This is a genomic window from Pseudomonas fluorescens (assembly GCF_012974785.1).
Classification (GTDB): Bacteria; Pseudomonadota; Gammaproteobacteria; order Pseudomonadales; family Pseudomonadaceae; genus Aquipseudomonas; species Aquipseudomonas fluorescens_BT.
Map to the genome: position 1 here is coordinate 5,689,499 of NZ_CP027561.1, position 25,298 is coordinate 5,714,796.

General features: G+C 60.3%; 22 protein-coding genes. 16 read left to right on the forward strand and 6 right to left on the reverse strand.

All coding sequences use genetic code 11. The features are described from left to right. Positions 1–52 precede the first annotated feature (52 nt). Positions 53–1,042: an alpha/beta hydrolase family protein gene (locus C6Y56_RS26010; protein ID WP_169432154.1), complete on the forward strand. Its 990-nt coding sequence runs from the start codon at positions 53–55 to the stop codon at positions 1,040–1,042. 48 nt (positions 1,043–1,090) lie between these two features. Here C6Y56_RS26010 and C6Y56_RS26015 read toward each other — a convergent pair whose 3' ends face one another. From C6Y56_RS26015 to C6Y56_RS26025, 3 genes are read right to left on the reverse strand one after another with little or no spacing between them, the layout of a single operon-like run. Continuing rightward, complete coding sequence (locus C6Y56_RS26015) at positions 1,091–1,858, reverse strand: TerB family tellurite resistance protein (RefSeq protein ID WP_169432155.1); 768 nt, start codon at positions 1,856–1,858, stop codon at positions 1,091–1,093. 1 nt (position 1,859) lies between these two features. After that, positions 1,860–2,531 carry an N-acetylmuramate alpha-1-phosphate uridylyltransferase MurU gene (gene murU / locus C6Y56_RS26020; protein WP_169432156.1) on the reverse strand — a complete coding sequence of 224 codons (672 nt, stop codon included), beginning with the start codon at positions 2,529–2,531 and terminating at the stop codon, positions 1,860–1,862. Continuing rightward, positions 2,528–3,547 (reverse strand): aminoglycoside phosphotransferase family protein, encoded by a 1,020-nt coding sequence (locus C6Y56_RS26025; protein WP_169432157.1) that lies wholly within the window; start codon positions 3,545–3,547, stop codon positions 2,528–2,530. The genes murU and C6Y56_RS26025 overlap by 4 nt, the downstream gene beginning before the upstream one ends. A 130-nt stretch (positions 3,548–3,677) precedes the next feature. On the opposite strand from C6Y56_RS26025, the gene C6Y56_RS26030 reads away from it, so the two are divergent. The 11 genes from C6Y56_RS26030 to C6Y56_RS26080 all read left to right on the forward strand — a co-directional run bounded on the left by C6Y56_RS26030 (position 3,678) and on the right by C6Y56_RS26080 (position 17,869). Further along, positions 3,678–6,479: an LPS-assembly protein LptD gene (locus tag C6Y56_RS26030; protein WP_169432158.1), complete on the forward strand. Its 2,802-nt coding sequence runs from the start codon at positions 3,678–3,680 to the stop codon at positions 6,477–6,479. Beyond that, on the forward strand, positions 6,460–7,776 hold the full coding sequence (gene surA, locus C6Y56_RS26035) for a peptidylprolyl isomerase SurA (protein ID WP_169432159.1): 1,317 nt from the start codon (positions 6,460–6,462) through the stop codon (positions 7,774–7,776). The genes C6Y56_RS26030 and surA overlap by 20 nt, the downstream gene beginning before the upstream one ends. Continuing rightward, positions 7,773–8,762 (forward strand): 4-hydroxythreonine-4-phosphate dehydrogenase PdxA, encoded by a 990-nt coding sequence (pdxA, locus tag C6Y56_RS26040; RefSeq protein ID WP_169432160.1) that lies wholly within the window; start codon positions 7,773–7,775, stop codon positions 8,760–8,762. The genes surA and pdxA overlap by 4 nt, the downstream gene beginning before the upstream one ends. After that, positions 8,759–9,583 carry a 16S rRNA (adenine(1518)-N(6)/adenine(1519)-N(6))-dimethyltransferase RsmA gene (gene rsmA / locus C6Y56_RS26045; protein WP_169432161.1) on the forward strand — a complete coding sequence of 275 codons (825 nt, stop codon included), beginning with the start codon at positions 8,759–8,761 and terminating at the stop codon, positions 9,581–9,583. Before pdxA ends, rsmA begins: the two co-directional genes overlap by 4 nt. 113 nt (positions 9,584–9,696) lie before the next feature. Continuing rightward, a complete protein-coding gene (gene apaG, locus C6Y56_RS26050; RefSeq protein WP_169432162.1) occupies positions 9,697–10,077 on the forward strand; it encodes a Co2+/Mg2+ efflux protein ApaG in 381 nt (126 codons plus the stop codon). Further along, on the forward strand, positions 10,077–10,958 hold the full coding sequence (locus C6Y56_RS26055) for a symmetrical bis(5'-nucleosyl)-tetraphosphatase (protein ID WP_169432163.1): 882 nt from the start codon (positions 10,077–10,079) through the stop codon (positions 10,956–10,958). The genes apaG and C6Y56_RS26055 overlap by 1 nt, the downstream gene beginning before the upstream one ends. 33 nt (positions 10,959–10,991) lie before the next feature. After that, entirely contained in the window at positions 10,992–11,321 is a 330-nt protein-coding gene (glpE, locus tag C6Y56_RS26060) for a thiosulfate sulfurtransferase GlpE (protein WP_007959911.1), read from the forward strand. A 298-nt stretch (positions 11,322–11,619) separates the two neighbouring features. Then, complete coding sequence (locus tag C6Y56_RS26065) at positions 11,620–13,542, forward strand: PrkA family serine protein kinase (RefSeq protein WP_064599839.1); 1,923 nt, start codon at positions 11,620–11,622, stop codon at positions 13,540–13,542. A 203-nt stretch (positions 13,543–13,745) separates the two neighbouring features. Beyond that, on the forward strand, positions 13,746–15,017 hold the full coding sequence (locus C6Y56_RS26070; RefSeq protein ID WP_169432164.1) for a YeaH/YhbH family protein: 1,272 nt from the start codon (positions 13,746–13,748) through the stop codon (positions 15,015–15,017). Further along, positions 15,014–16,576: a SpoVR family protein gene (locus C6Y56_RS26075; RefSeq protein ID WP_169432165.1), complete on the forward strand. Its 1,563-nt coding sequence runs from the start codon at positions 15,014–15,016 to the stop codon at positions 16,574–16,576. The genes C6Y56_RS26070 and C6Y56_RS26075 overlap by 4 nt, the downstream gene beginning before the upstream one ends. Before the next feature lie 63 nt (positions 16,577–16,639). Further along, entirely contained in the window at positions 16,640–17,869 is a 1,230-nt protein-coding gene (locus C6Y56_RS26080; RefSeq protein WP_169432166.1) for a multifunctional CCA addition/repair protein, read from the forward strand. Positions 17,870–17,910: 41 nt separating this feature from the next. Here the strand turns inward: C6Y56_RS26080 and folK are convergent, their stop codons facing one another. Beyond that, complete coding sequence (gene folK, locus C6Y56_RS26085; protein ID WP_169432167.1) at positions 17,911–18,432, reverse strand: 2-amino-4-hydroxy-6-hydroxymethyldihydropteridine diphosphokinase; 522 nt, start codon at positions 18,430–18,432, stop codon at positions 17,911–17,913. Continuing rightward, positions 18,423–18,779, reverse strand: coding sequence for a dihydroneopterin aldolase (gene folB / locus C6Y56_RS26090; RefSeq protein ID WP_034155079.1), 357 nt, complete (start codon positions 18,777–18,779; stop codon positions 18,423–18,425). Before folB ends, folK begins: the two co-directional genes overlap by 10 nt. Before the next feature lie 74 nt (positions 18,780–18,853). Here folB and plsY point away from each other — a divergent pair, with 74 nt between their 5' ends. Next, positions 18,854–19,423 (forward strand): glycerol-3-phosphate 1-O-acyltransferase PlsY, encoded by a 570-nt coding sequence (plsY, locus tag C6Y56_RS26095; RefSeq protein WP_169432168.1) that lies wholly within the window; start codon positions 18,854–18,856, stop codon positions 19,421–19,423. 20 nt (positions 19,424–19,443) lie between these two features. Here plsY and tsaD read toward each other — a convergent pair whose 3' ends face one another. Then, positions 19,444–20,472: a tRNA (adenosine(37)-N6)-threonylcarbamoyltransferase complex transferase subunit TsaD gene (gene tsaD / locus C6Y56_RS26100; RefSeq protein WP_169432169.1), complete on the reverse strand. Its 1,029-nt coding sequence runs from the start codon at positions 20,470–20,472 to the stop codon at positions 19,444–19,446. 199 nt (positions 20,473–20,671) lie between these two features. Here tsaD and rpsU point away from each other — a divergent pair, with 199 nt between their 5' ends. From rpsU to rpoD, 3 genes are all read left to right on the forward strand, one after another. Further along, positions 20,672–20,887, forward strand: coding sequence for a 30S ribosomal protein S21 (rpsU, locus tag C6Y56_RS26105; RefSeq protein WP_002551877.1), 216 nt, complete (start codon positions 20,672–20,674; stop codon positions 20,885–20,887). Positions 20,888–21,371: 484 nt separating this feature from the next. Further along, on the forward strand, positions 21,372–23,339 hold the full coding sequence (gene dnaG, locus C6Y56_RS26110) for a DNA primase (RefSeq protein ID WP_169432170.1): 1,968 nt from the start codon (positions 21,372–21,374) through the stop codon (positions 23,337–23,339). Between the two features lie 67 nt (positions 23,340–23,406). Continuing rightward, the gene (rpoD, locus tag C6Y56_RS26115) at positions 23,407–25,254 is read left to right on the forward strand and encodes an RNA polymerase sigma factor RpoD (protein ID WP_039768067.1); all 1,848 of its coding nucleotides are present in this window, start codon (positions 23,407–23,409) and stop codon (positions 25,252–25,254) included. The last annotated feature ends 44 nt before the right edge of the window (positions 25,255–25,298 follow it).

Below are 25,298 nucleotides of genomic sequence, written 5' to 3' on the forward strand. Positions count from 1 at the left end.
ATTCTGACCAACCCTTTAGGCTGCCGGGATACTTTCTGGCCTGGAATAACCGATGCTCCCTGTCTCTCGCCTGGCAATGCCAGCATTGTGCCTGTCGCTGATCCTGCCTTGTGCGTTTTCCGTCGAAGCCGCCGATCCGGCGCCCGCCCCTTCCGCAGAAAAACCGGCTGAAGAAAAACCGGTCGAACGCCAGCCGCTGCTTGAGCGTAGTCAGGAAGAGGCCTCGGCACTCGAACGCAAAGTCCCGGCGCAGGAACAACAACAGTTGCAGGCCGGCAGCGACACCTTCCTCGCCCTGTGGAAACCGGCCAACACCGCCGAGCCCAAAGGCGCGGTCATCATCCTCCCCAGTGTCGGTGAAACCGCCGACTGGCCCCAGGTGGTCGGCCCGCTACGCCGCAAGCTGCCGGATGCGCAGTGGAACACGCTGAGTATCACCTTGCCCGACCTGCAAAGCGACACCATCGCTCCCCGCGTGATCGAGGCGCCAGCTGCGGCGAAAACCGCCGACTCAGGCAGCAAGGACGCCACCACCGCCCAACCTATCGAACAGGCTGCCGGCGGTGAAGCGGAGGTCGCTGACAAAGTCGTCGCCGAGACCGCCGAAGAACAGTCCAAGGCCGACGCCGAGCGAATCTTCGCCCGCATCGACGCAGCTATCGGCTACGCCGAACAACAGGGCGCGCGCAGCATCGTAGTGCTCGGGCACGGCACCGGCGCCTATTGGGCGGCCCGTTTCCTGAACGAAAAACAGACCGCACAAGTGGAAAAACTGCTGATGGTCGCCGCGCAGATGCCGACCAAGGCCACGCCGGAACTGGCGGAACTGACACCGCTGCTGAAGCTGCCGACCGCCGACATCTTCTATATGGACAAACCTCAGGATCGCAACGCCGCACTGGAGCGCCTGCAGGCCAGCAAGCGCCTGAAGACCACGGCGTTCAGCCAGGTGGCGCTCAAGGCCTTGCCGGACAACAAGGCTGAGCAGGAGCAACTGTTCCGTCGAGTGCGCGGTTGGTTGAATCCGCAAACCCCGGACTGACCGACCACCCAAAAAGATCGCAGCCTGGGCTGCGATCTTTTTTTTCGTCTAGCGGAAATCCCGCCGCTCGCGAATCAAGGTGTAGGCATTGTGCAATTCGCGGGTCTTTTCGGTCGCTTCAAGCACCTGGGCCGGTGTCGCCCCAGTGCCGGCGATCTTGTCCGGATGATGGCGACTGAGCAGACGGCGGTAGGCACGCTTGATCTGCGCCGGTTCGCTGGTTGCCGACACCCCGAGCAGTCGCATCGCATCCTGATAGCTCACGGCCGCACTGACGATCGGACGCTTGTGCGGTTCGTAATCCGCTGCCAGCGCCTGGATCTGGTGAGTCGTCCAGCCCAGCCACTTGCCCCACTGCGCCAGCAGTTCGCGCTCACTGCTACCGGCCCGGCCATCGGCCCAGACCATCCGCCAACAGGCTCGCAATACCCCTTCGGCGGCGTGAGGCTGAGTGCTCAGGCGACGCAGATAACCGCGCAGGCGATCCCCACCGGACTTGCCGCGATTGAACGCGGCAATCGCACGGCGCTGTGCCGGCTCGCTCATGTCCAGCGCGCGCATCTCCTGACGCGCCTGCTGGATATGACCATCGGTGACCCGCCCGTCGCTCTTGGCCAGACGCCCGAGCAGGACGAACAAGAGTTCGTCGTTGCGCAGCACCGGCCGACCGCCGAGTCTTTCCCGCAAATGCCCCCAGCTCTGCAGATGCAGGCGCCGATCCAGCGCCTGCCCCAACAAAGCCCCAAGCATGGCCCCCGGAATGCTGGCGATAGCAAAACCCGCTCCGGCTCCAATCAGAGTCCCTGGCCACAACATATCAGCGACTCGCTTCTATCAAGGATTCGGCTTCAGCCAGCCGCTCGTGCGTGCCGACATCGACCCAGTGACCTTTCAGCCGCTCGCCGGTGACCTGCCCCTGCGCCATGGCTTTACGCAGCAGCGGCGCCAGCTTGAAGGCACCGTCGGTGCAGCCGTCGAACAACTGCGGATGCAGTACGGCAATGCCACTGTAGGTCAGGGTCGCCGCATCGGCCTGGCCATCACGCACCTGGCCGTCGGTCAGGGTGAAATCGCCTGTCGGGTGATGCGCCGGATTGTCCGCCAGCACCAGATGCGCCAGTCCGGTGATCGGCTGGTGCAGCATGCTGAAGTCGTAATCGGTCCAGATGTCACCGTTGACCACCAGGAACGCCTCGTCACCAAGCAGCGGCAAGGCGCGGAAGATACCGCCACCGGTTTCCAGCGGCTCGCCTTCGGGCGAGTAGCGGATGCTCAGGCCGAACTGCGAGCCGTCACCCAGGTAATCTTCGATCTGCTGGCCGAGCCAGGCATGGTTGATCACGATTTCGCTGAAACCTGCCGCCGCGAGGGCCCGCAGGTGGTATTCGATCAATGGCACGCCAGCGGCGCGCACCAGTGGCTTGGGGGTGGTCAGGGTCAGCGGGCGCATGCGCTCGCCTTTGCCTGCCGCCAGAATCATTGCCTTCATGCAGTCACTCCGGCACGCAGGCTGCCCAGCAGCGCCTGCAGTTCTGCAAGCTCGGGACGGCGTGCGATCACCGCATCTATATAGGAGAAGAAGCGTGGCACGTCAGCGAGGTAGCGGGGTTTGCCATCGCGGTGACAGATGCGGGCGAAAATGCCGATGACCTTCAAATGGCGTTGCACACCCATCAGGTCGCTGGCGCGCAGGAAGTCTTCGAAGTCCGGCTGTACCGGAATGTTCAGCGCCGTCGCCTGCCGCCAGTAGCTTTCGAGCCAGCCGCGTACACGTTCTTCAGGCCAGCTGAGGAACGCGTCCTTGAACAGGCAGGTCACGTCGTAGGTCACCGGACCATATACCGCGTCCTGGAAGTCCAGCACGCCGGGGTTCGGCTCGCTGAGCATCAGGTTGCGCGGCATGTAGTCACGGTGCACCAGCACCTTGGGCTGGGCCAGAGCGCTATTGATCAGCAGATCGCTGACCTGTTGCCATTGCTGCTGTTGGGCGGCATCGAACTCGATGCCCAGCTCGCGCTTCACGTACCACTCGGGGAACAGTTCCAGCTCGCGGCGCAACAGCGCGACGTCGTAGCTGGGCAGCGGTGCCACCATCGGCAACTGCTGAAATGCCAACAGCGCCTGCAAGGCGTCGCTGAACAACAGTTCGGCATTTTCGCCATTGATCACGTCGAGATAGGTCTTGTTGCCCAGGTCATTGAGCAAAAGAAATCCGCGATCGAGGTCTTGCGCATAAATTTTCGGCACGTTGATACCGGATTTCGCCAGCAAAAAGGCGATATCCACGAAGGGTTTGCAGTTTTCCTGGGGTGGCGGTGCGTCCATCACGACGAAACTGCGACCCGCGCCTTCCCAGCGGAAGTAACGGCGAAAACTCGCGTCGCTGCTGGCCGCAGTCAACGTGGCCGGGGGTACGGCCCCCCAGCCCTGGTCAGCGAAAAGGATTGCCAACTGCTCATCGAGCCAAACTTTCAGGTGTTGCAAGCGTACATCTTGGTCAGGCATTGCAAGGGTCTCCGACGGCGCTAGCCGTCAAGCGGGTCATGCTTTATTATCCAGCATCTTTTTCAGACCATCGAGAGGCGTGCGGCCCACACCGCGGGCAGATGGCACGCAGGAAGCCCGGACTAATAAGATGGCATTGAAATCCCCCGCGTTTCGTAAAAAATTTCCGTTGTTGGTAACCGGCAGTCTGCTGGCTATGCAACCTCTGGCCAGTTCATTCGTTGTCGCCGCCGAGCAGTATGACTGCGCCGTCTCGGCTACGGGCGGCTGGGCCTGTTCGCCGAAGACGCCGGCAGCGGCATTGCCGCCGCGTCCGGTGCATGACGGCAGTGCCGTCAGCGCCGCTGGCGAAGCCCCGGCCGAGAACGGTACGGTTTCGGACGCCGGGCCAAAACCCGTGCTCGTCACCGAGTCCAAGGGCCGTGGCCTGAAATCCCGTAGCGAAGACTACAGTCACCTCGACTGGGTTCCGCGCGAGAAGCTCACCGCCGCCCAACTGGCCGAGACCGGTCCTTACTGCTCTGGTTCCTATATCGAACCGATTCGTCCTGGCATGAATGACAAGACGAATAAAAGTGACGCCCCGACCTTCATCGGCGCGAAAGCCTCGCGCTACAACACCGAAGATCAGGTCGGCACACTGGCCGGTGACGTGGTTCTGCGTCAGGGCAGCATGCAGGTCGAATCCCAGGAAGCGAGCCTCTACCAGGCCGAGAGCCGCGCCGAACTCAAGGGCGACGTGCGCATCCGTGACAACGGCGCGCTGATCGTCGGCGACCACGCCGATGTGCAGCTCGACACCGGTGAAGCGAAAGTCGACAACGCCGAATACGTGATGCACAAGTCGCGCATCCGCGGTAACGCGCTGTACGCCAAGCGCGCCGAAAACGCGATCATCCGCCTGAAGGACGGCACGTACACCACGTGCGAACCGAACAGCAACGCCTGGCAGCTCAAGGGCAACAACATCACCCTGAACCCTGCCACCGGCTTCGGCACCGCGACCAACGTGACGCTGCGGGTCAAGGACATTCCGATCCTTTACACCCCGTACATCTACTTCCCGATCGACGACCGTCGTCAGTCGGGCTTCCTGCCGCCGACCATCGGCACCAGCACCGACACCGGCTTCATGCTGGTGACCCCGTACTACTTCAACCTGGCGCCGAACTACGATGCCACGTTGTACCCGCGCTACATGAGCAAGCGCGGCATGCTGGTGGAAGGCGAATTCCGTTACCTGACCAAGTCCAGCGAAGGTCAGTTCGGTGCTGCGTTCCTCAACGACGAGGACCACGACCGCGACCTGCAGACCGACTCCAAGCAAACCCGATACATGTACAACTGGCAACACAAGGGTGGCCTGGATTCGCGCGTATTCACGCAGGTCGACTACACCAAGATCAGCGATCCGTACTATTTCCAGGATCTGGAAACCGATCAGATCGGCGTGAAGAGTGCCGACTATGTGAACCAGCAGGGTTCGATCTCTTATCGTGGCGACAGCTACACGGCCCGTCTGAATGCCCAGGCCTACCAGCTGGCGACCGTGTCGAGCATCACCCCGTATGACCGCCTGCCGCAGATCACCTTCAATGGTCAGCTGCCGTTCCATCCGGAAGGTTTGAATTTCGATTACGAGACGGAGCTGGTTCGCTTTGATCGGGATCTGCTGACTGGCAGCTACACGAATAAAGACGGAACTGACCCTCAGCCTCGTCTCGATACCAACGTGGCAGGCCTGGATCGCGCCAACGGCACGCGTCTGAATCTGAAACCGGGCGTCAGCCTGCCGATGAACTGGACGTATGGCTTCATCAAGCCATCGCTGAAGTACCAGTACACCCAGTATGACCTTGACCTCGACGGCCAAGGCAAAAACGACCTGGTGACCAACCGCAACAATGCATCCAAGCTGGGCGAGTCGTTCAACAGCTCGCAGAACCGTGGTGTTCCGATTGCCAGTATCGACAGCGGTCTGTACTTCGACCGCAACACGTCCTACTTCGGCAAGAACTACCGTCAGACCCTCGAGCCTCGTCTGTTCTATCTCTATGTTCCGGAGAAAGACCAGAAAGACATCCCGGCGTTCGACACCAGCGAATACACCTTCAGCTACGCGTCGCTGTTCCGCGACAACCGCTTCTCCGGTGCCGACCGTGTCGGTGACGAGAACAAGCTGTCGCTGGGCGTGACCAGCCGCTGGATCGAAGACGACGGTTTCGAACGTCAACGCATCAGCGTCGGCCAGGCCCTGTACTTCAAGGATCGCAAGGTTCAACTGCCGGGCGTCGACTTCGCCGATCGCGACGACGCACGCTCCAACGTTTCGCCTTACGCACTGGAATACGAATATCGCTGGAACCGCGACTGGCGCACCACGGCCGACTACAACTGGGATCCGGACAGCCACAGCCCGCGTTCGGGCAGTGCGATGTTCCACTACCAGCCTGAAGACAACCCGAACAAGGTGGTCAACGTCGGCTATCGCTATCGCAACGACCAGGTCCGTTACGACCAGAACACCGGTAAATGGACAGTGGGTGGTGGCGACTACGGTCGTCCGGGCGACGCCAATTACGTGAAGGACTACTACAAGATCGAGCAGCATGACTTCTCGGTCATCTGGCCGATCGTTCCACAGTGGAGCGCCATCAGCCGCTGGCAGTATGACTACAACCGCAATCGTACGCTGGAAGCCTTCGGTGGTTTCGAATACGACAACTGCTGCTGGAAACTGCGCCTGATCAACCGTTACTGGGTGTCCTACGACGAGTTCAGTCAGCAGGCCCCGGAAAACGAAAAAGGCGACCACGGCGTCTTCCTCCAAATTGTTCTGAAGGGACTCGGCGGCCTCACTGGCGCCAAGACTGAGAGCTTCCTCGACAAAGGCATCCAAGGTTATCGTCAACGTGAAGACCAAGCTTTCTGATTGTCTGCGCCCGCTGATGCTGGGCGCGCTGTTCCTGGGTACCGCGGCCAACGCCGCGGTACAGCCCATCGACAAAGTGGTGGCCATCGTCGACAACGACGTGGTCATGCAGAGCCAGCTGGATCAACGTGTCCACGAAGTTCAGCAAACCATCGCCAAGCGTGGCGGCGGCTTGCCGCCTCCGGGCGTGCTGGATCAACAGGTGCTCGAGCGCCTGATCGTCGAAAACCTGCAACTGCAGATCGGCGAACGCTCCGGCATCCGCATCACCGATGAAGAACTGAACCAGGCTGTCGGCACCATCGCCCAGCGCAACAACATGACTGTCGACCAGTTCCGCGCGGCCCTGGCCCGAGATGGCCTGAGTTACGACGGCGCCCGTGAGCAGATCCGCAAGGAAATGATCATCAGCCGTGTGCGTCAGCGTCGTGTTGCAGAACGCATTCAGGTATCGGAGCAGGAAGTGAAGAACTTCCTCGCCTCCGACCTTGGCAAGATGCAACTGTCCGAAGAACTGCACCTGGCCAACATCCTGATTCCTACCCCGGAAAGCGCCAGCTCCGAAGCGATTCAGAGCGCTGCACGCCAGGCGATGGAGGTTTACCAGCAACTCAAGCAAGGCGCTGACTTCGGTCAACTGGCCGTTGCCAGGTCCGGTAGCGACAACGCCCTCGAAGGCGGCGACATGGGCTGGCGTAAAGCCGCTCAACTGCCACCACCGTTCGACCGCGAGCTGAGCAGCATGTCGCCGGGCGACATCACTCAACCGGCACGTACTCCGGGTGGTTTCATCATCCTGAAGCTGCTGGAAAAACGCGGTGGCGAAAGCCAGATGCGCGACGAAGTGCATGTGCGCCACATTCTGGTCAAGCCAAGTCCGGTCCGCGACGAAGCCAAGACCAAGGAACTGGCCCAGTCGCTGTATAACCGCATCGAAGCCGGTGAAGATTTCGCCGAACTGGCGAAAAAATACTCGGAAGACCCGGGCTCCGCCCTCAATGGTGGCGACCTGAACTGGATCGACCCGAACGCACTGGTACCGGAATTCCGCGCCGTGATGGCCAAGTCCCCACAGGGTCAGCTGTCCAAGCCGTTCCAGACCCAGTATGGCTGGCACGTTCTGGAAGTCCTTGGCCGTCGCGCCACCGACAGCACCGAACAGGCCCGCGAGCAGCAAGCGATGACCGTACTGCGTAACCGCAAATACGACGAAGAGCTGCAGACCTGGTTGCGTCAGATCCGTGACGAAGCGTACGTAGAAATCAAACTCCCTGGTGCAGACCAGGCAGCGCAGTGAAACCCAAGCGTTTCGCGCTGACTCCCGGTGAGCCAGCCGGCATCGGTCCCGACCTGTGCCTGCTGCTCGCCTCGCAAGCCCAGCCACACCCCCTGATTGCCATCACCAGCCGCGACCTGCTCCAAGAGCGGGCCGCGCAGTTGGGGCTGGCCGTCAGTCTGCTGCCCGTTTTGCCCGGTCACTGGCCGGATGCTCCGGCGCCAGCCAACAGCCTTTATGTCTGGGATACTCCGCTCAGCGCCCCCGTGGTCGCCGGGCAACTGGACAAGGCCAACGCCGCATTCGTTCTTGAAACCCTGACCCGCGCCGGCAATGGCTGCCTGAACGGCGACTTCGCCGGGATGATCACAGCGCCAGTACACAAGGGCGTGATCAACGAGTCCGGTATCGCCTTTTCCGGCCACACGGAATTCCTCGCCGACCTGACCCACACCGCCCAAGTGGTGATGATGCTTGCCACCCGCGGTTTGCGTGTGGCGCTGGTCACCACTCACCTGCCCTTGCGCGACATCGCCGATGCGATCACGCCGGAGCGACTGGAACGGGTCACGCGGATTCTGCACGCCGACCTGCAAGACAAATTCAGCATCGCCCAACCGCGTATCCTGGTCTGCGGGCTTAACCCGCACGCCGGTGAAGGCGGACACCTGGGCCATGAAGAAATCGACATCATCGAACCCATCCTGGAGCGCCTGCGCGGCGAGGGCATGGACCTTCGTGGCCCGCTGCCTGCCGACACTCTGTTTACCCCCAAATATCTGGAGCACTGCGACGCGGTGCTGGCGATGTACCACGATCAGGGCCTGCCCGTGCTGAAATACAAAGGCTTCGGCGCCGCAGTCAATGTGACCCTGGGCCTGCCGATCATCCGCACTTCGGTCGACCACGGCACCGCCCTGGACCTGGCCGGCAGCGGCAAGATCGACACCGGCAGCCTGCAGGTCGCCCTGGAAACCGCCTACCAGATGGCCGAGACCCGTTTATGACCGAGCAATACCAACACAAGGCGCGCAAACGCTTTGGCCAGAACTTCCTGCACGATGCCGGCGTCATCGACCGAATCCTGCGCTCCATCAGTGCCAAGGCCGGCGACCGCATGCTGGAAATCGGGCCGGGCCAGGGTGCACTGACCGCCGGCATCCTCAACTCCGGCGCACAGTTGGACGTGGTGGAGCTGGACAAGGATCTGATCCCGATCCTCAACCAGCAGTTTGCCGGCAAGAGTAACTTCAACCTGCATCAGGGCGACGCACTGAAGTTCGACTTCAATACCCTGAATGCTGCGCCGAACAGCCTGCGCGTGGTCGGTAACCTGCCGTACAACATCTCCACGCCGCTGATTTTCCACCTGCTGAGCAATGCCGCGATCATTCGCGACATGCACTTCATGCTGCAGAAGGAAGTGGTCGAGCGTCTGGCCGCAGGCCCGGGTGGCGGCGACTGGGGCCGCCTGTCGATCATGGTTCAGTATCACTGCCGGGTCGAACACCTGTTCAACGTTGGCCCTGGCGCATTCAATCCTCCGCCGAAGGTCGACTCGGCCATCGTGCGCCTGGTGCCGCACGCGGTCTTGCCACACCCGGCCAAGGATCACCGGCTGCTGGAGCGCGTCGTGCGCGAAGCCTTCAACCAGCGCCGCAAGACCCTGCGCAACACCCTCAAGCAATTGCTGAGCAACGCCGAAATCGAGGCCGCCGGCGTCGATGGCAGCCTGCGTCCCGAGCAACTCGATCTGGCTGCCTTCGTGCGTTTGGCCGACCAGCTCGCCGATCAGCCGGCACCGGCACCGGCACCGGCAGCCGACTGACAGGCAAGGACCGCTCCCGGGCAGGACGCCGCTCTGGTCTCCTGCCCGATACTTGCCTAGACTCAACCCACCGGCGACACCCCGCGTCTCGCTTAGTCCTTAAGGCCTCTTGCATGTCCGATCCTCGTTATCAGGTCGATGTCAGCGTCGTTACTCACTATCTGGCAGACCAATCGCAACCCGAGCACGACCGCTTCGCCTTCGCCTACACCATCACCGTGCAGAACAATGGCGAACAACCGGCCCGACTGATGTCCCGGCATTGGGTAATCACTGATGGCGACGGGCATGTCGAAGAAGTGCGCGGCGCCGGTGTGGTAGGCCAGCAACCGCTCATCGATGCGGGAAAAAGCCACACTTACAGCAGCGGTACGGTCATGACCACCAAGGTCGGCACCATGCAGGGCAGCTATGAAATGGTCGCCAGTGACGGCAAGCATTTCGATGCGATCATCAAACCCTTCCGCCTCGCCGTGCCCGGAGCCCTGCACTGATGGCGACGTATGCCGTCGGCGACCTGCAGGGCTGCCTGGAACCGCTCAAGTGCCTGCTCAGGCAGGTCGCGTTCGACCCGGCGGTGGATCGGCTGTGGCTGGTGGGCGATCTGGTCAACCGCGGCCCGCAATCGCTGGAAACCCTGCGCTTTCTGTATGGCATGCGCGATTCGCTGGTCTGCGTGCTCGGCAACCACGACCTGCACCTGCTGGCAGCGGAGAAGAACATCGAGCGCATGAAGAAGTCCGACACGCTGCGTGAAATCCTTGAAGCACCGGACTGCGCCGATCTGATGGAGTGGCTGCGCCAACAGAAACTCATGCATTACGACGAACAGCGCGAGGTGGCCATGGTGCATGCGGGCATCCCACCACAATGGTCGCTGCGCAAAGCGCTCAAATACGCTGAAGAAGTCGAGACCGCATTGCGTGACGATAACCTGCTGCCCCTCTTCCTGGACGGCATGTACGGCAACGAACCGGCGAAGTGGGACAACGAACTCAAAGGCGTGGCCCGCCTGCGGGTCATCACCAACTACTTCACGCGCATGCGCTTCTGCACCGCCGAAGGCAAGCTCGACCTCAAGAGCAAGGAAGGTCTGGAGACCGCGCCACCGGGCTACAAGCCGTGGTTCCAGCACAAGGAACGCAAGACCCGCGGCCTGCGGATCATTTTCGGCCACTGGGCGGCGCTTGAGGGCGACGTCCACGAGCCAGGCATTTCAGCCCTCGACACCGGTTGCGTGTGGGGCGGCAGCCTGACCCTGATGAACGTGGACAGCTTTGAACGGCTGTCGTGCAAATGCGACGAACACGGCGGCGCCCTGCCTCCCGTCGCACCACCGATCACCGAAACTTCGCCAGTCAGCGCCCCGCGTTAGACTGTGCTTTCAGCCGTGCCACAGGAACCCGCCATGAGCGAATTCAAACGAATCCCCCCGGAACAGGCCCAGGCCCTGCGCGAGCAAGGTGCCGTAGTGGTCGACGTCCGCGATCCAGCCACATTTGCTGCGCTGCACATCAGCGGCTCGAAGCATCTGGACAATCATTCCCTGCATGCCTTCATCCAGGGGGCCGACCTCGACGCACCGACCGTCGTGGTCTGCTACCACGGCAACTCGAGCCAGGGCGCCGCGGCTTATCTCGTCAGTCAGGGCTTCTCCGACGTCTACAGCATGGACGGCGGCTTCGAACTGTGGCGTACGACTTTTCCTTCGGAAACCGCGCAAGGCACCTCCGAATAATTTTTTTGTAGCGTGCGAGGCCCCGGCTTCCGTGGGCTCGCGCGGTGGCAGACGAACGGTCTGCCACACATTATTACGTATCTCGCCTTTACCTCCCGAATTCCCAACTATCCTTAAGCCCAGGCCATCCAAAACAGGGGAGAGCCGGTACACCGGCGCACGGGTCATCGGGAGTGACTTTCGCGGTTGTCGATCGCGAAAGGGTTCTGGGGGGTAAACAACAGCTGCCATCGCGGCTGCTTGCCAGCATCGACTGAGTGATCCGGCGTCGGCTCCACGTATCGAGCGAGGTGACGTCATGAGTATCTTTAGCCACTTCCAACAACGCTTCGAGTCCACACGCCAGGAAGAATTCTCGCTGCAGGAATACCTGGAACTGTGCAAAAAGGATCGCAGCGCCTACGTTTCCGCCGCCGAGCGTCTGTTAATGGCTATCGGCGAACCGGAGCTGCTCGACACCTCGACCAACTCGAGGCTGTCGCGAATCTTCTCCAACAAGGTGATCCGCCGCTATCCGGCCTTTGAAGACTTCCACGGGATGGAAGAATGCATCGACCAGATCGTGTCGTATTTCCGCCATGCCGCCCAGGGACTCGAGGAGAAGAAACAGATCCTCTACCTGCTCGGCCCTGTCGGTGGCGGTAAATCGTCCCTGGCCGAGAAGCTGAAGCAGCTCATGGAAAAAGTGCCCTTCTACGCCATCAAGGGCTCACCGGTATTCGAGTCCCCGCTGGGTCTGTTCAACGCCACCGAAGATGGCGCGATCCTCGAAGAGGACTTCGGCATTCCCCGGCGCTACCTGAACACCATCATGTCGCCATGGGCCACCAAGCGCCTGGCCGAATTCGGTGGCGACATCAGCCAGTTCCGCGTGGTCAAGCTGTACCCGTCGATCCTCAACCAGATCGCCGTGGCCAAGACCGAACCGGGCGACGAGAACAACCAGGACATCTCCGCGCTGGTGGGCAAGGTCGATATCCGCAAACTTGAAGAATTCCCGCAGAACGATGCCGACGCCTACAGCTACTCCGGTGCGCTGTGCCGGGCCAACCAGGGCCTGATGGAATTCGTCGAAATGTTCAAGGCACCGATCAAGGTGCTCCACCCATTGCTGACCGCCACTCAGGAAGGCAACTACAACAGTACCGAAGGCCTCGGCGCGATTCCGTTCACCGGGATCCTGCTGGCCCACTCCAACGAATCGGAGTGGCACACCTTCCGCAACAACAAGAACAACGAAGCCTTCATCGACCGGATCTACATCGTCAAGGTGCCGTACTGCCTGCGGGTCAGCGACGAAGTGAAGATCTACGACAAGCTGCTGTTCAACAGTTCTCTGTCCAAGGCCCATTGCGCGCCGGACACCCTGAAGATGCTGGCGCAGTTCACCGTACTGTCACGCCTGAAGGAGCCGGAAAACTCCAACATCTATTCGAAGATGCGCGTGTATGACGGCGAAAACCTCAAGGACACCGATCCGAAGGCCAAGTCGATCCAGGAATACCGCGATGCAGCAGGTGTCGACGAAGGCATGAATGGGCTGTCGACCCGCTTCGCGTTCAAGATCCTGTCCAAGGTCTTCAACTTCGATCCCCATGAAATCGCCGCCAACCCGGTACACCTGCTCTATGTACTGGAACAGCAGATCGAACAGGAACAGTTCCAGGCCGAGACCCGCGAACGCTATCTGCGTTACCTGAAAGAGTACCTGGCACCGCGTTATATCGAGTTCATCGGCAAGGAGATCCAGACCGCCTACCTCGAGTCCTACAGCGAGTACGGCCAGAACATCTTCGATCGCTACGTGCTGTATGCGGACTTCTGGATTCAGGATCAGGAATACCGCGATCCGGAAACCGGGGAGATCCTCAACCGCGTCGCCCTCAACGAGGAACTGGAAAAAATCGAGAAACCGGCCGGCATCAGCAATCCGAAGGATTTCCGCAACGAAATCGTCAACTTCGTATTGCGCGCACGGGCCAACAACAACGGCAAGAACCCGACCTGGCTCAGCTACGAAAAACTGCGGGTGGTCATCGAGAAGAAAATGTTCTCGAACACCGAGGACCTGCTGCCGGTCATCAGCTTCAATGCCAAGGCCAGCAAAGAGGATCAACAGAAACACAACGACTTCGTTACACGAATGGTCGAGCGCGGCTACACCGACAAACAGGTACGACTGCTCTCCGAGTGGTATCTGCGGGTCAGAAAATCACAGTAAACCGCGGCCGGTCAGACCGGTTGTCGTCAGCCCGAGGCCTGCGCACGCATTTTCTGCTACACAGGCCTCTGGAAGGTGTTCAAAAGGCGTTAGCAAGGTTCAGGCAGCACCCAAAGCGCTTGGGGGAGCGTTTGCGTCCCCAGTCTTCGGTTAAATGCTGCATGACCGCTCGCCCTTTGCAGGACAGCTTCTAAGGAGCAGTCATGAGTTATGTGATCGACCGACGTCTCAATGGCAAGAACAAGAGCACGGTGAACCGTCAGCGCTTCCTGCGGCGTTACCGTGACCACATCAAGAAGGCTGTCGAAGAGGCGGTCAGCCGGCGTTCCATCACCGATATGGAGCACGGCGAGCAGATCAGCATTCCCGGTCGCGATATCGACGAACCGGTGCTTCACCATGGTCGCGGCGGCAAGCAGACCGTGGTTCATCCCGGCAACAAGGAATTCACCGCAGGCGAACACATTGCGCGTCCTCCGGGAGGTGGCGGAGGCCGCGGACCGGGCAAGGCCGGCAACTCCGGGGAAGGCATGGATGAATTCGTCTTCCAGATCACCCAGGAAGAATTCCTCGAGTTCATGTTCGAAGACCTTGAACTGCCGAACCTGGTCAAACGCAATCTGACCGGTACCGATACTTTCAAGACTGTGCGTGCCGGGATCAGCAATGAAGGCAATCCGTCCCGGATCAACATCATCCGCACCCTGCGCTCGGCCCATGCCCGACGAATCGCGCTGTCCGGCAGCAGTCGCGCCAAACTGCGCGAGGCCAAGGAAGAGCTGGCGCGCCTGAAACGCGAAGAACCGGACAATTTCGGCGACATTCAAGACCTGGAAGCGGAAATAGAGAAACTCAGCGCGCGCATTCATCGCGTGCCCTTCCTCGACACCTTCGACCTCAAGTACAACCTGCTGATCAAGCAGCCAAACCCCAGCTCCAAGGCCGTGATGTTCTGCCTGATGGACGTTTCCGGCTCCATGACCCAGGCGACCAAGGACATCGCCAAACGCTTTTTCATCCTGCTGTACCTGTTCCTGAAGCGCAACTACGACAAGATCGACGTCGTGTTCATTCGCCACCACACCAGCGCCAGGGAAGTGGACGAAGAAGAGTTTTTCTATTCCCGGGAAACCGGCGGCACCATCGTCTCCAGCGCCCTGAAACTGATGCAGGAGATCATGGCCGAGCGCTACCCGAGCAACGAATGGAACATCTACGCGGCCCAGGCTTCCGACGGCGACAACTGGAACGACGATTCGCCGATCTGCCGTGACATCCTGATCAACCAGATCATGCCGTTCGTGCAGTACTACACTTACGTAGAGATCACCCCGCGCGAACATCAGGCCCTGTGGTACGAATACGAACGCATCGCCGAAGCCTTTTCCGACACTTTTGCCCAGCAGCAGCTGGTCTCGGCCGGAGATATCTATCCGGTCTTCCGTGAACTCTTCCAGCGCAGGTTAGTGACATGACCGCCAAAGAGCAGAAGCGCCAACCGATATCCACCGGCTCCGAATGGACATTCGAGCTGATCCAGGCCTACGACCGCGAAATCGCCAGGATCGCGGCCGGCTACGCCCTGGACACCTATCCCAACCAGATCGAAGTGATCACCGCCGAACAGATGATGGACGCCTATGCTTCGGTCGGCATGCCGCTGGGCTATCACCACTGGTCCTACGGCAAACACTTCCTCAGTACCGAGAAATCCTATAGCCGCGGGCAGATGGGACTCGCCTACGAGATCGTGATCAACTCGGACCCGTGTATCGCTTATCTGATGGAAGAGAACACCATCTGCATGCAGGCACTGGTCGTGGCCCACGCCTGTTATGGCCACAACAGCTTCTTCAAGGGCAATTACCTGTTCCGCACCTGGACCGATGCCAGTTCGATCATCGACTATCTGGTGTTCGCCAAGCAGTACATCATGCAGTGCGAAGAGCGCCACGGCATCGACGCGGTAGAGGACCTGCTCGACTCCTGCCATGCCTTGATGAACTATGGCGTCGACCGCTACAAACGCCCATACCCGATTTCCGCCGAGGAAGAGCGGCGTCGGCAGAAGGACCGTGAAGAGCATCTGCAGAAACAGATCAACGACCTGTGGCGCACCATTCCAAAAGGCGCGGACAAGTTCAGCGACAAGGACAACGCACGCTTCCCGGCCGAGCCGCAGGAAAACATCCTGTACTTCATCGAGAAACACGCGCCGCTGCTGGAGCCGTGGCAACGGGAAATCGTGCGGATCGTGCGCAAGATCGCCCAATATTTCTATCCACAGCGCCAGACCCAGGTGATGAACGAAGGCTGGGCGACTTTCTGGCACTACACGCTGATGAACGACCTTTACGACGAAGGGCTGGTCACCGACGGTTTCATGATGGAATTCCTGACGTCCCACACCAGCGTGGTATTCCAGCCGGGATTCGACAGCCCCTACTACAACGGCATCAACCCCTATGCCCTGGGTTTTGCGATGTACCGCGACATTCGGCGCATGTGCGAAGAGCCTACGGAGGAAGACCGCCGCTGGTTCCCGGAAATCGCCGGCAGCGACTGGCTGTCGACCATCAAGTTCGCCATGAGCAGCTTCAAGGATGAGAGTTTCATCCTGCAGTACCTGTCGCCGAAGGTGATCCGCGACCTGAAGCTGTTCAGCATCCTCGATGACGACCAGAAAGACGATCTGCTGGTACCCGCCATTCATGACGAGGGCGGTTACCGGATCATTCGCGAAACGCTTGCTGCGCAATACAACCTGGGCAACCGCGAGCCGAACGTGCAGATCTACAGTATCGACCGACGCGGCGACCGCTCACTGACCCTGCGTCACCAGCAGCACGACCGAAAACCGCTGGGCGATTCCACCGAAGAGGTACTCAAACATCTGCATCGGCTATGGGGTTTCGACATTCATCTGGAGACCCTGCAGGGCGACCAGATCATGAAAACCCACCACGTTCCACCCCGCAGCGAACACGGTGAAGGGGATTACGGTCGGCTCGATCTGGCTGTCATTCATCTTTGATCCCGTTCTGGCCTCCGAAAGTCCGGCGCAAGGGTTATCCTGTCGGGCCAACGGAGGTTTTTTATGCAGATTTACAAGGTCGGCGGCGCAGTACGTGATCGCCTGCTGGGCAAACCGGTCACCGATATCGATTGGGTGGTGGTCGGTGCCACCACCGAAGAAATGCTCGCCAAGGGCTTTCGCCCGGTAGGTGCGGATTTCCCCGTCTTTCTTCACCCGAAAAGCGGTGAGGAGTACGCCCTGGCCCGCACCGAGCGCAAAAGCGGTCGCGGTTATGGCGGCTTCACCTTTCACGCCAGCCCCGAGGTCACGCTTGAAGAAGACCTGATCCGCCGCGACCTTACGATCAATGCCATGGCCGAAGACGATCAGCAGAACCTGACCGATCCCTACCACGGCCAGCGCGATCTCGCAGACCGGGTTCTGCGTCATGTTTCCCCCGCTTTCGCCGAAGATCCGCTGCGAGTCCTGCGTGTTGCGCGCTTTGCCGCCCGTTATGCGGGAATGGGTTTTACGGTGGCCCCCGAAACGATGGACCTGATGCGCCAGCTCAGTGAATCCGGCGAACTCGAAGCGTTGACTGCCGAGCGTAGCTGGAAAGAGATTTCCCGTGCCTTGATGGAAGACCAGCCTCAGATTTTCATTCAGGTATTGCGTGATTGCGGCGCCCTGAAGGTGCTGATGCCAGAGGTCGATGCATTATTCGGGATCCCGCAACCGGAAGTTCATCACCCGGAAATCGACAGCGGTATTCACACACTGAGCGTGCTTGAGCAAGCCGCCCTGCACAAACAACCACTGACGGTACGCTGGGCCTGCCTGCTGCATGATCTCGGCAAGGGCCTGACCCCGGAAGAGCAATGGCCGCGGCACATCGCCCACGAACACAAGGGCTTGAAGCTGATCACGGCCGTGAATGAACGCTTCAAGGCGCCGAAGGACTGCCAGGAACTGGCTCTTCTGGTCGGTCAGTACCACACCCACGGCCATCGCGCGCTGGAACTGAAGGCTTCGACCTTGCTGGAGTTGCTGCAAAGTTTTGATGTTTATCGTCGACCGCAGCGCTTCGAAGCATTCATCGTGGCGTGCGAGATGGACGCCCGGGGACGCAAAGGACTTGAACAGCGAAGTTACCCACAGGCGGATTACCTGCGCGGCGCCGCCAGCGCTGCCCGGGCCGTTGCGGTTCAACCGTTGCTGGAAAAGGGTTTCAAAGGCCCGGAGCTGGGCGAAGCACTCAAGCGTGAAAGGCTCAAGGCGTTGAAGGCTTACAAGGAGTCAGCGTCTTCTTGAGAACATCTGATGCCATCGCGCACCGGTCGCGATGGCGTCAGTCAGTTCAATAAATCCGAAGAGGTGAGTTGAATACCGCGCCATTCAAATCCGACCGGTGCCAGTACCTGATCGATCTGCGCCTCGGACCACAAGGTGGCAAAGCTTTTTCCCACCCCAGGATGTACCCGATCCGGCGCAATCAGCGACAGCGGCCACAACACAAAAGCATTTTTCAGAATCTCGGCCCGAGGCAGGATCAGCCCGTCGAAATTGCCGGTCAGCTCGCCGTACAGCAGGACATCGATGTCCAGCGGCAATCCCTTGCGGTCCGGGGCGTAGCGACCGTTATCCGCCTCGATGAATTTCAGCCGGCGATCCAGTTCCATCAGGGGCAGATCGGTGTAGGCCGAGACCACAAAGTTGAAGAACGGCCCACTCTTGATCCCCACCGGCTGGCTTTCGAACACCGCCGAACAGCGGATATCCACCAGAAAACCGTCCAGAGCATCCAGACCTGCGCGCAGATGGGTTTCGCGCTCGATATTGCTACCGAGCCCGAGATAGACCTGAGTCAGCGACATCCGCGCTCGATCTCCACACCGACACCACCCTTGGCGGCCGGAACCGCGCCAGGCTTGGTCAGCTTCAGGCGCACCCAGGTGATCTTGAATTCGTTCATCAGCACTTCGACCAGGCGCTCGGCGAAGGTTTCGACCAACTGGAACTGAGCCTGCTCGGCAAAAGCCTGGATCCGCGTGGAAACACTGGCGTAATCGAGCGCCAGGGTCAGGTCGTCACCGGCTGCGGCCGGACGGTTGTCCCAGGCGAAGCTCAGATCAAGACGCAGGCACTGTCGGATGCCGCGCTCCCAGTCGTAGGCACCGATCACGGTGTCGACTTCCAGGCCCTCGATAAACACTCTGTCCAAGCACTTCTCTCCACTGCACGACAAGGGCGCAATGCGCCGTTAGAATCAGGGCGTCCTCGCCCGGAATAGTTAGCATGTTTTGGTTACTGGCGATCCTCGCCTACCTGCTCGGCTCTCTGTCCTTCGCCATTTTGCTCAGCCGCCTGACCGGAAATCCGGACCCGCGAATGAGTGGCTCGGGTAATGCCGGTGCCACCAACATGCTGCGCCTGGCCGGCCGCAAACTCGCGATCCTGACCCTGCTGGGCGATCTGTGCAAAGGCCTGCTGCCGGTGCTGATCGCTTCGGCATCGGGCCTCTCGCTGCAGGATCAGGCGTGGATCGGCGTCTGTGCCGTGATCGGTCACCTGTTCCCGCTGTACTTCCGCTTTCGCGGTGGCAAGGGCGTCGCCACGGCCGCCGGCATGCTGCTGGGCCTGTATCCGCCTGCCGCACTGCTGGCCGTGTGTGCCTGGCTGCTGACGTTCTACCTGACCCGCACCAGCTCACTGGCGGCCCTGATCGCCACGCCCCTGACCCTGCCATTGCTGGCCTGGCAGGAACCGGCGGCGCTGTTGCCGATGAGCACGCTCACGCTGCTGATCGTCTGGCGTCACCGGGGCAATCTACGCGACCTGTTTGCCGGGCGCGAACGGCATTTTTAAATAGCACACGTGAGCGTCGCTCATCCCAGCGCCGACAATTGCTCCATCGGCCAGCGCGCCTGCACGCTGATCGCCAGGCTTTCCTGCTGGCCGGCCTGCAAACGCTGGCAACCGGCGAACGCAATCATCGCGCCGTTATCGGTACAGAATTCGGGGCGGGCGTAGAACACATCGCCCTTCATGTCGCCGAGCATTTTCTCGAGCGAAGCCCGCAACGCCTTGTTGGCACTCACGCCACCGGCGATCACCAGACGCTTCATGCCGGCCTGTTTCAGCGCACGCTTGCACTTGATGGTCAAAGTCTCCACCACGGCCTGCTGGAACGCCAGCGCGATGTCGCAACGGGCTTGCTCGCTGTCGTCCCCGGCGCTGACGCATTGCTGCCAGGTGTTGAGGGCGAAGGTCTTCAGACCGCTGAAGCTGAAATCCAGGCCCGGGCGATCACACATCGGACGCGGGAAAGTGAAACGTCCTGCGACGCCCTTCTCCGCCAGCTTGGCGATTTCCGGCCCGCCCGGATAATTGAGGCCCATCATCTTCGCAGTCTTGTCGAAGGCTTCGCCTGCAGCATCATCGAGAGTCTCGCCAAGCAGGCTGTACTGGCCGATACCATCGACCTGAACCAACTGCGTATGACCACCGGACACCAATAAAGCGACGAACGGAAACTCCGGCGGTTTTGGCTCCAGCATCGGTGCCAGCAAGTGGCCTTCCATGTGGTGCACGCCGAGTGCCGGAATACCCCAGGCAAATGCCAGCGCTTGGGCGCAGGAAGCCCCGACCAACAAAGCCCCGACCAGGCCGGGACCCGCGGTATAGGCGATGGCGTCGATCTCGGTCGGCACGCAGTCAGCCTCTGCCAACACCTGACGGATCAAGGGCAGCATGCGCTTGACGTGATCGCGCGATGCCAGCTCCGGCACGACGCCGCCGTAGACGCGGTGCAGGTCGATCTGGCTGAACAGTGCGTCGGCCAGCAGGCCGCGCTCACTGTCGTATAAAGCGACGCCGGTTTCGTCGCAGGAAGTTTCTAATCCCAGTACTAGCATGGGTTTGCGCCTTGTTTAGGCTGAATTCGAAGGCGCGCATAATAGTCGCCACTGGATGCCCCGACCAGCGGTTTTCGATCAGAGGCTTTGCATTCCGAGCGTTGAGGGGTTAACATCCGCAACCCTTAAAAACCGACGTCTTCAAGTGCTCTTTTGCCGCGAGGATGTTGACCCCGGTAATGAATGAAGGTAGCTCTGGATGCCAGCCGTCAAAGTTAAAGAGAACGAACCCTTCGACGTAGCTCTGCGTCGTTTCAAGCGCTCCTGCGAAAAAGCCGGTGTACTGGCTGAAGTTCGTAGCCGCGAATTTTACGAGAAGCCAACTTCCGAGCGTAAGCGCAAGGCAGCAGCCGCTGTCAAGCGTCACGCCAAGAAAGTTCAGCGCGAACAGCGCCGCGCCGTTCGTCTGTACTAATACACAGACGATCGTAGCAAGCTTCTGCCAAGCCCGGCCCTCAGCCGGGCTAATGGCATTTGCGTAAAACGCTTGATGCTTCACCGTCGAAGCCGCACACGCGACCGAGACAAATCCGCTTCACCGCGTCAGGCCTGGCTCTTTTGCCAGCGGTGCACGTCTTTTCTGACGAGCCTTTCAAGGCTACTGACGAGCACACCCACTGATTCCTCTTACGACGATCAGCCCAAGGCACCTGCTTGCGTGCCCGCTTTATTGAGCTATCCGAGGCCATCAACCGGCCGTCAGCGGATTCAGCGCAACACTTTCAAATAGTCGAAGACTGATAGGTACTAACGTCAGTGGATTTTCGGCAGATACACTTCCCGACAGCGATTACGCAGACGACACCGGTCGAGCCGCACTCTTCGTGCGCTTTCAAGCATGACCCGCGTCCGGCCGCCCTTCGCATCGGACTCATTACAGCGCAGACGACGAGAACGCCATGGCCGGGCTGATTCCCCAGAGCTTCATTGACGACCTGCTGAACCGCACCGACATCGTCGACGTGGTCAGCTCGCGCGTGCAATTGAAGAAGGCCGGCAAGAACTACACCGCCTGCTGCCCGTTCCACAAAGAGAAAACCCCGTCGTTCAGCGTGAGCCCCGACAAGCAGTTCTATTACTGCTTCGGCTGCGGCGCAGGTGGCAACGCTCTCGGTTTTCTCATGGATCACGACAACCTGGACTTCCCCCAGGCCGTCGAGGATCTGGCCAAAGCCGCCGGCATGGAAGTGCCGCGCGAAGAAGGCGGCCGCTCGCACAAACCGCGCCAGCCGACCGACTCACCGCTGTACCCGCTACTCAGCGCCGCCGCCGACTTTTATCGGCAGGCGCTCAAGAGCCATCCGGCACGCAAGGCGGCAGTGGATTACCTCAAGGGTCGTGGCCTGACTGGCGAGATCGCCCGGGACTTCGGCCTCGGCTTCGCTCCCCCGGGCTGGGACAATCTGTACAAGCACCTGAGCAGCGACACCCTGCAGCAGAAAGCCATGATCGATGCCGGCCTGCTGATCGAGAACGCCGAAACAGGCAAGCGCTATGACCGCTTCCGTGATCGCGTGATGTTCCCGATCCGCGACACTCGCGGGCGCATCATCGCCTTTGGCGGCCGAGTCCTCGGCGACGACAAGCCGAAATACCTGAACTCGCCGGAAACCCCGGTATTCCATAAAGGCCAGGAACTCTACGGCCTGTATGAAGCCCGCAAGAACAACCGCAACCTCGACGAAATCATCGTCGTCGAGGGCTACATGGACGTCATCGCTCTGGCCCAGCAAGGCCTGCGCAATGCCGTCGCGACGCTGGGTACAGCCACCAGCGAAGAGCACCTGAAGCGTCTTTTTCGCGTAGTGCCGAACGTCTTGTTCTGCTTCGACGGCGACCAGGCCGGCCGCAACGCCGCATGGCGCGCACTGGAAGCGACACTGAGCAGCCTGCAGGACGGTCGCCGCGCACGGTTCCTGTTCCTGCCCGAAGGCGAGGACCCGGACACCCTGATCCGCGCCGAAGGCACAGACGCCTTCCGTGCGCGGATCAATCAGCACGCGCAGCCCCTGGCAGACTACTTCTTCCAGCAACTGACCGAAGAGGCCGACCCACGTTCGCTCGAAGGCAAGGCGCATATGGCAACGCTTGCCGCACCGCTGATCGATAAAGTGCCGGGGGCCAATCTGCGGATCCTGATGCGCCAGCGCCTGACCGAAATCACCGGCCTGAGCAGCGAGACCGTCAGCCAGCTTGCTCAGAGCGCGCCGCAGGAAGCGCCGCCCGCCTACGATCCGGGCATCGATTATGACGCGATGCCGGACTTCAGCGACTACCATCAGCCGCAGGCACAGGACATGTATGTGCCGCAGCAGGAATGGACCCCGAAAAAACCCGGCGCCGGCGGCAAGAAATGGGACAAAAAAACCTGGGACAAGAATGGCAAGCGTGGCGGTGATCGCGATCAACCGCGCGCACCAAGAGTACCGGCCCCGGTCGAGCCACCGATCATGGCCGCCCTGCGAACGGTGATCCATCACCCGCAACTGGCGCTGAAGGTCGAGACGGCCAGCCATTTCGCGGATGAAGACAATACCAATACCCAACTGCTGGTGGCCTCACTGGAAGCCGTGCAAAAGAATCCTCAGCTAAACTCTTTTCAGTTGATCTCGCGATGGCATGGCACCGAACAAGGTCGATTGCTGACCCGCCTGGCAGAAAAGGAGTGGTTGATCAACGGAGAAAACCTTGAACAACAGTTTTTCGACACCATAACTAGCTTGTCAGCCCGCCAGCGCGAGCGAAAGCTGGAACAACTTCTCAGGAAATCACGTCAAAGCGATCTGAGCACCGAAGAAAAATCTTTGCTGCTCGAATTGCTCAAACGGGATGTTCCTGCATCAAACCCGACCTCAACTGGCGCGTGAGGTCATAGCTCAGGTATAATCCTCGGCTTGTTTTTTGCCCGCCAAGACCTTCAGTGGATAGGGTGTTATGTCCGGAAAAGCGCAACAGCAGTCTCGTATTATTGAGTTGATCAAACTGGGTCGTGAGCAGAAGTATCTGACTTACGCCGAGGTCAACGACCACCTGCCCGAGGATATTTCAGATCCGGAGCAGGTGGAAGACATCATCCGCATGATTAACGACATGGGGATCCCCGTACACGAGAGTGCTCCGGATGCGGACGCCCTTATGTTGGCCGACGCCGATACCGACGAGGCCGCTGCGGAAGAAGCAGCCGCTGCGTTGGCGGCGGTGGAGACCGATATCGGTCGCACCACTGACCCAGTGCGCATGTACATGCGTGAAATGGGTACGGTCGAGCTTCTGACTCGTGAAGGCGAAATCGAAATCGCCAAACGTATCGAAGAGGGCATCCGTGAGGTGATGAGCGCAATCGCGCACTTCCCCGGCACGGTTGACCACATTCTCTCCGAGTACACTCGGGTCACCACCGAAGGTGGTCGCCTGTCCGACGTTCTGAGCGGTTACATCGACCCGGACGACGGCATTGCGCCGCCTGCCGCCGAAGTGCCGCCGCCGATCGACGCGAAAGCGGCGAAAGCCGAAGAATCCGACGACGATGACGATGCCGAAGCTTCCGATGACGAAGAAGAAGCCGAAAGCGGTCCGGATCCGGTCATTGCCGCACAGCGCTTCGGTGCTGTCGCCGATCAGATGGAAATCACCCGCAAGGCCCTGAAAAAGCACGGTCGTCACAACAAGGCGGCGATTGCCGAACTGTTGGCGCTGGCCGAGCTGTTCATGCCGATCAAACTGGTGCCGAAGCAATTCGAAGCCCTGGTCGAGCGTGTTCGCAGCGCCCTGGATCGTCTGCGTCAGCAAGAGCGTGCGATCATGCAACTGTGCGTACGTGATGCACGTATGCCGCGCGCAGACTTCCTGCGTCAGTTCCCGGGCAACGAAGTCGACGAAAGCTGGTCCGACGCCTTGGCCAAAGGCAAGAGCAAGTACGCCGAAGCCATCGCCCGTGTGCAACCGGACATCATCCGTTGCCAGCAGAAGCTGACCGCGCTGGAAACCGAGACCGGCCTGACCATCGCCGAGATCAAGGACATCAACCGTCGCATGTCGATCGGTGAGGCGAAAGCCCGCCGTGCGAAGAAAGAGATGGTTGAAGCGAACTTGCGTCTGGTGATTTCCATCGCCAAGAAGTACACCAACCGTGGCCTGCAATTCCTCGATCTGATCCAGGAAGGCAACATCGGCCTGATGAAAGCGGTGGACAAGTTCGAATACCGTCGTGGTTACAAGTTCTCGACTTATGCCACCTGGTGGATCCGTCAGGCGATCACTCGCTCGATCGCCGACCAGGCCCGCACCATTCGTATTCCGGTGCACATGATCGAGACGATCAACAAGCTCAACCGTATTTCCCGCCAGATGCTGCAGGAAATGGGTCGCGAGCCGACCCCGGAAGAGCTGGGCGAGCGCATGGAGATGCCTGAGGACAAGATCCGCAAGGTATTGAAGATCGCCAAGGAACCGATCTCCATGGAAACCCCGATCGGTGATGACGAAGACTCTCATCTGGGTGACTTCATCGAAGACTCGACCATGCAGTCGCCAATCGATGTCGCCACTGTCGAGAGCCTGAAAGAAGCGACTCGCGAAGTACTGTCCGGCCTGACTGCCCGTGAAGCCAAGGTACTGCGCATGCGTTTCGGTATCGACATGAACACCGACCATACGCTCGAAGAAGTCGGCAAACAGTTTGACGTGACCCGTGAACGGATCCGTCAGATCGAAGCCAAGGCGCTGCGCAAGCTGCGCCACCCGACGCGAAGCGAACACCTGCGTTCGTTCCTCGACGAGTGATACCAGAACCCCCGGCCCAGGCCGGGGGTTTTGTTTTTCAGGGC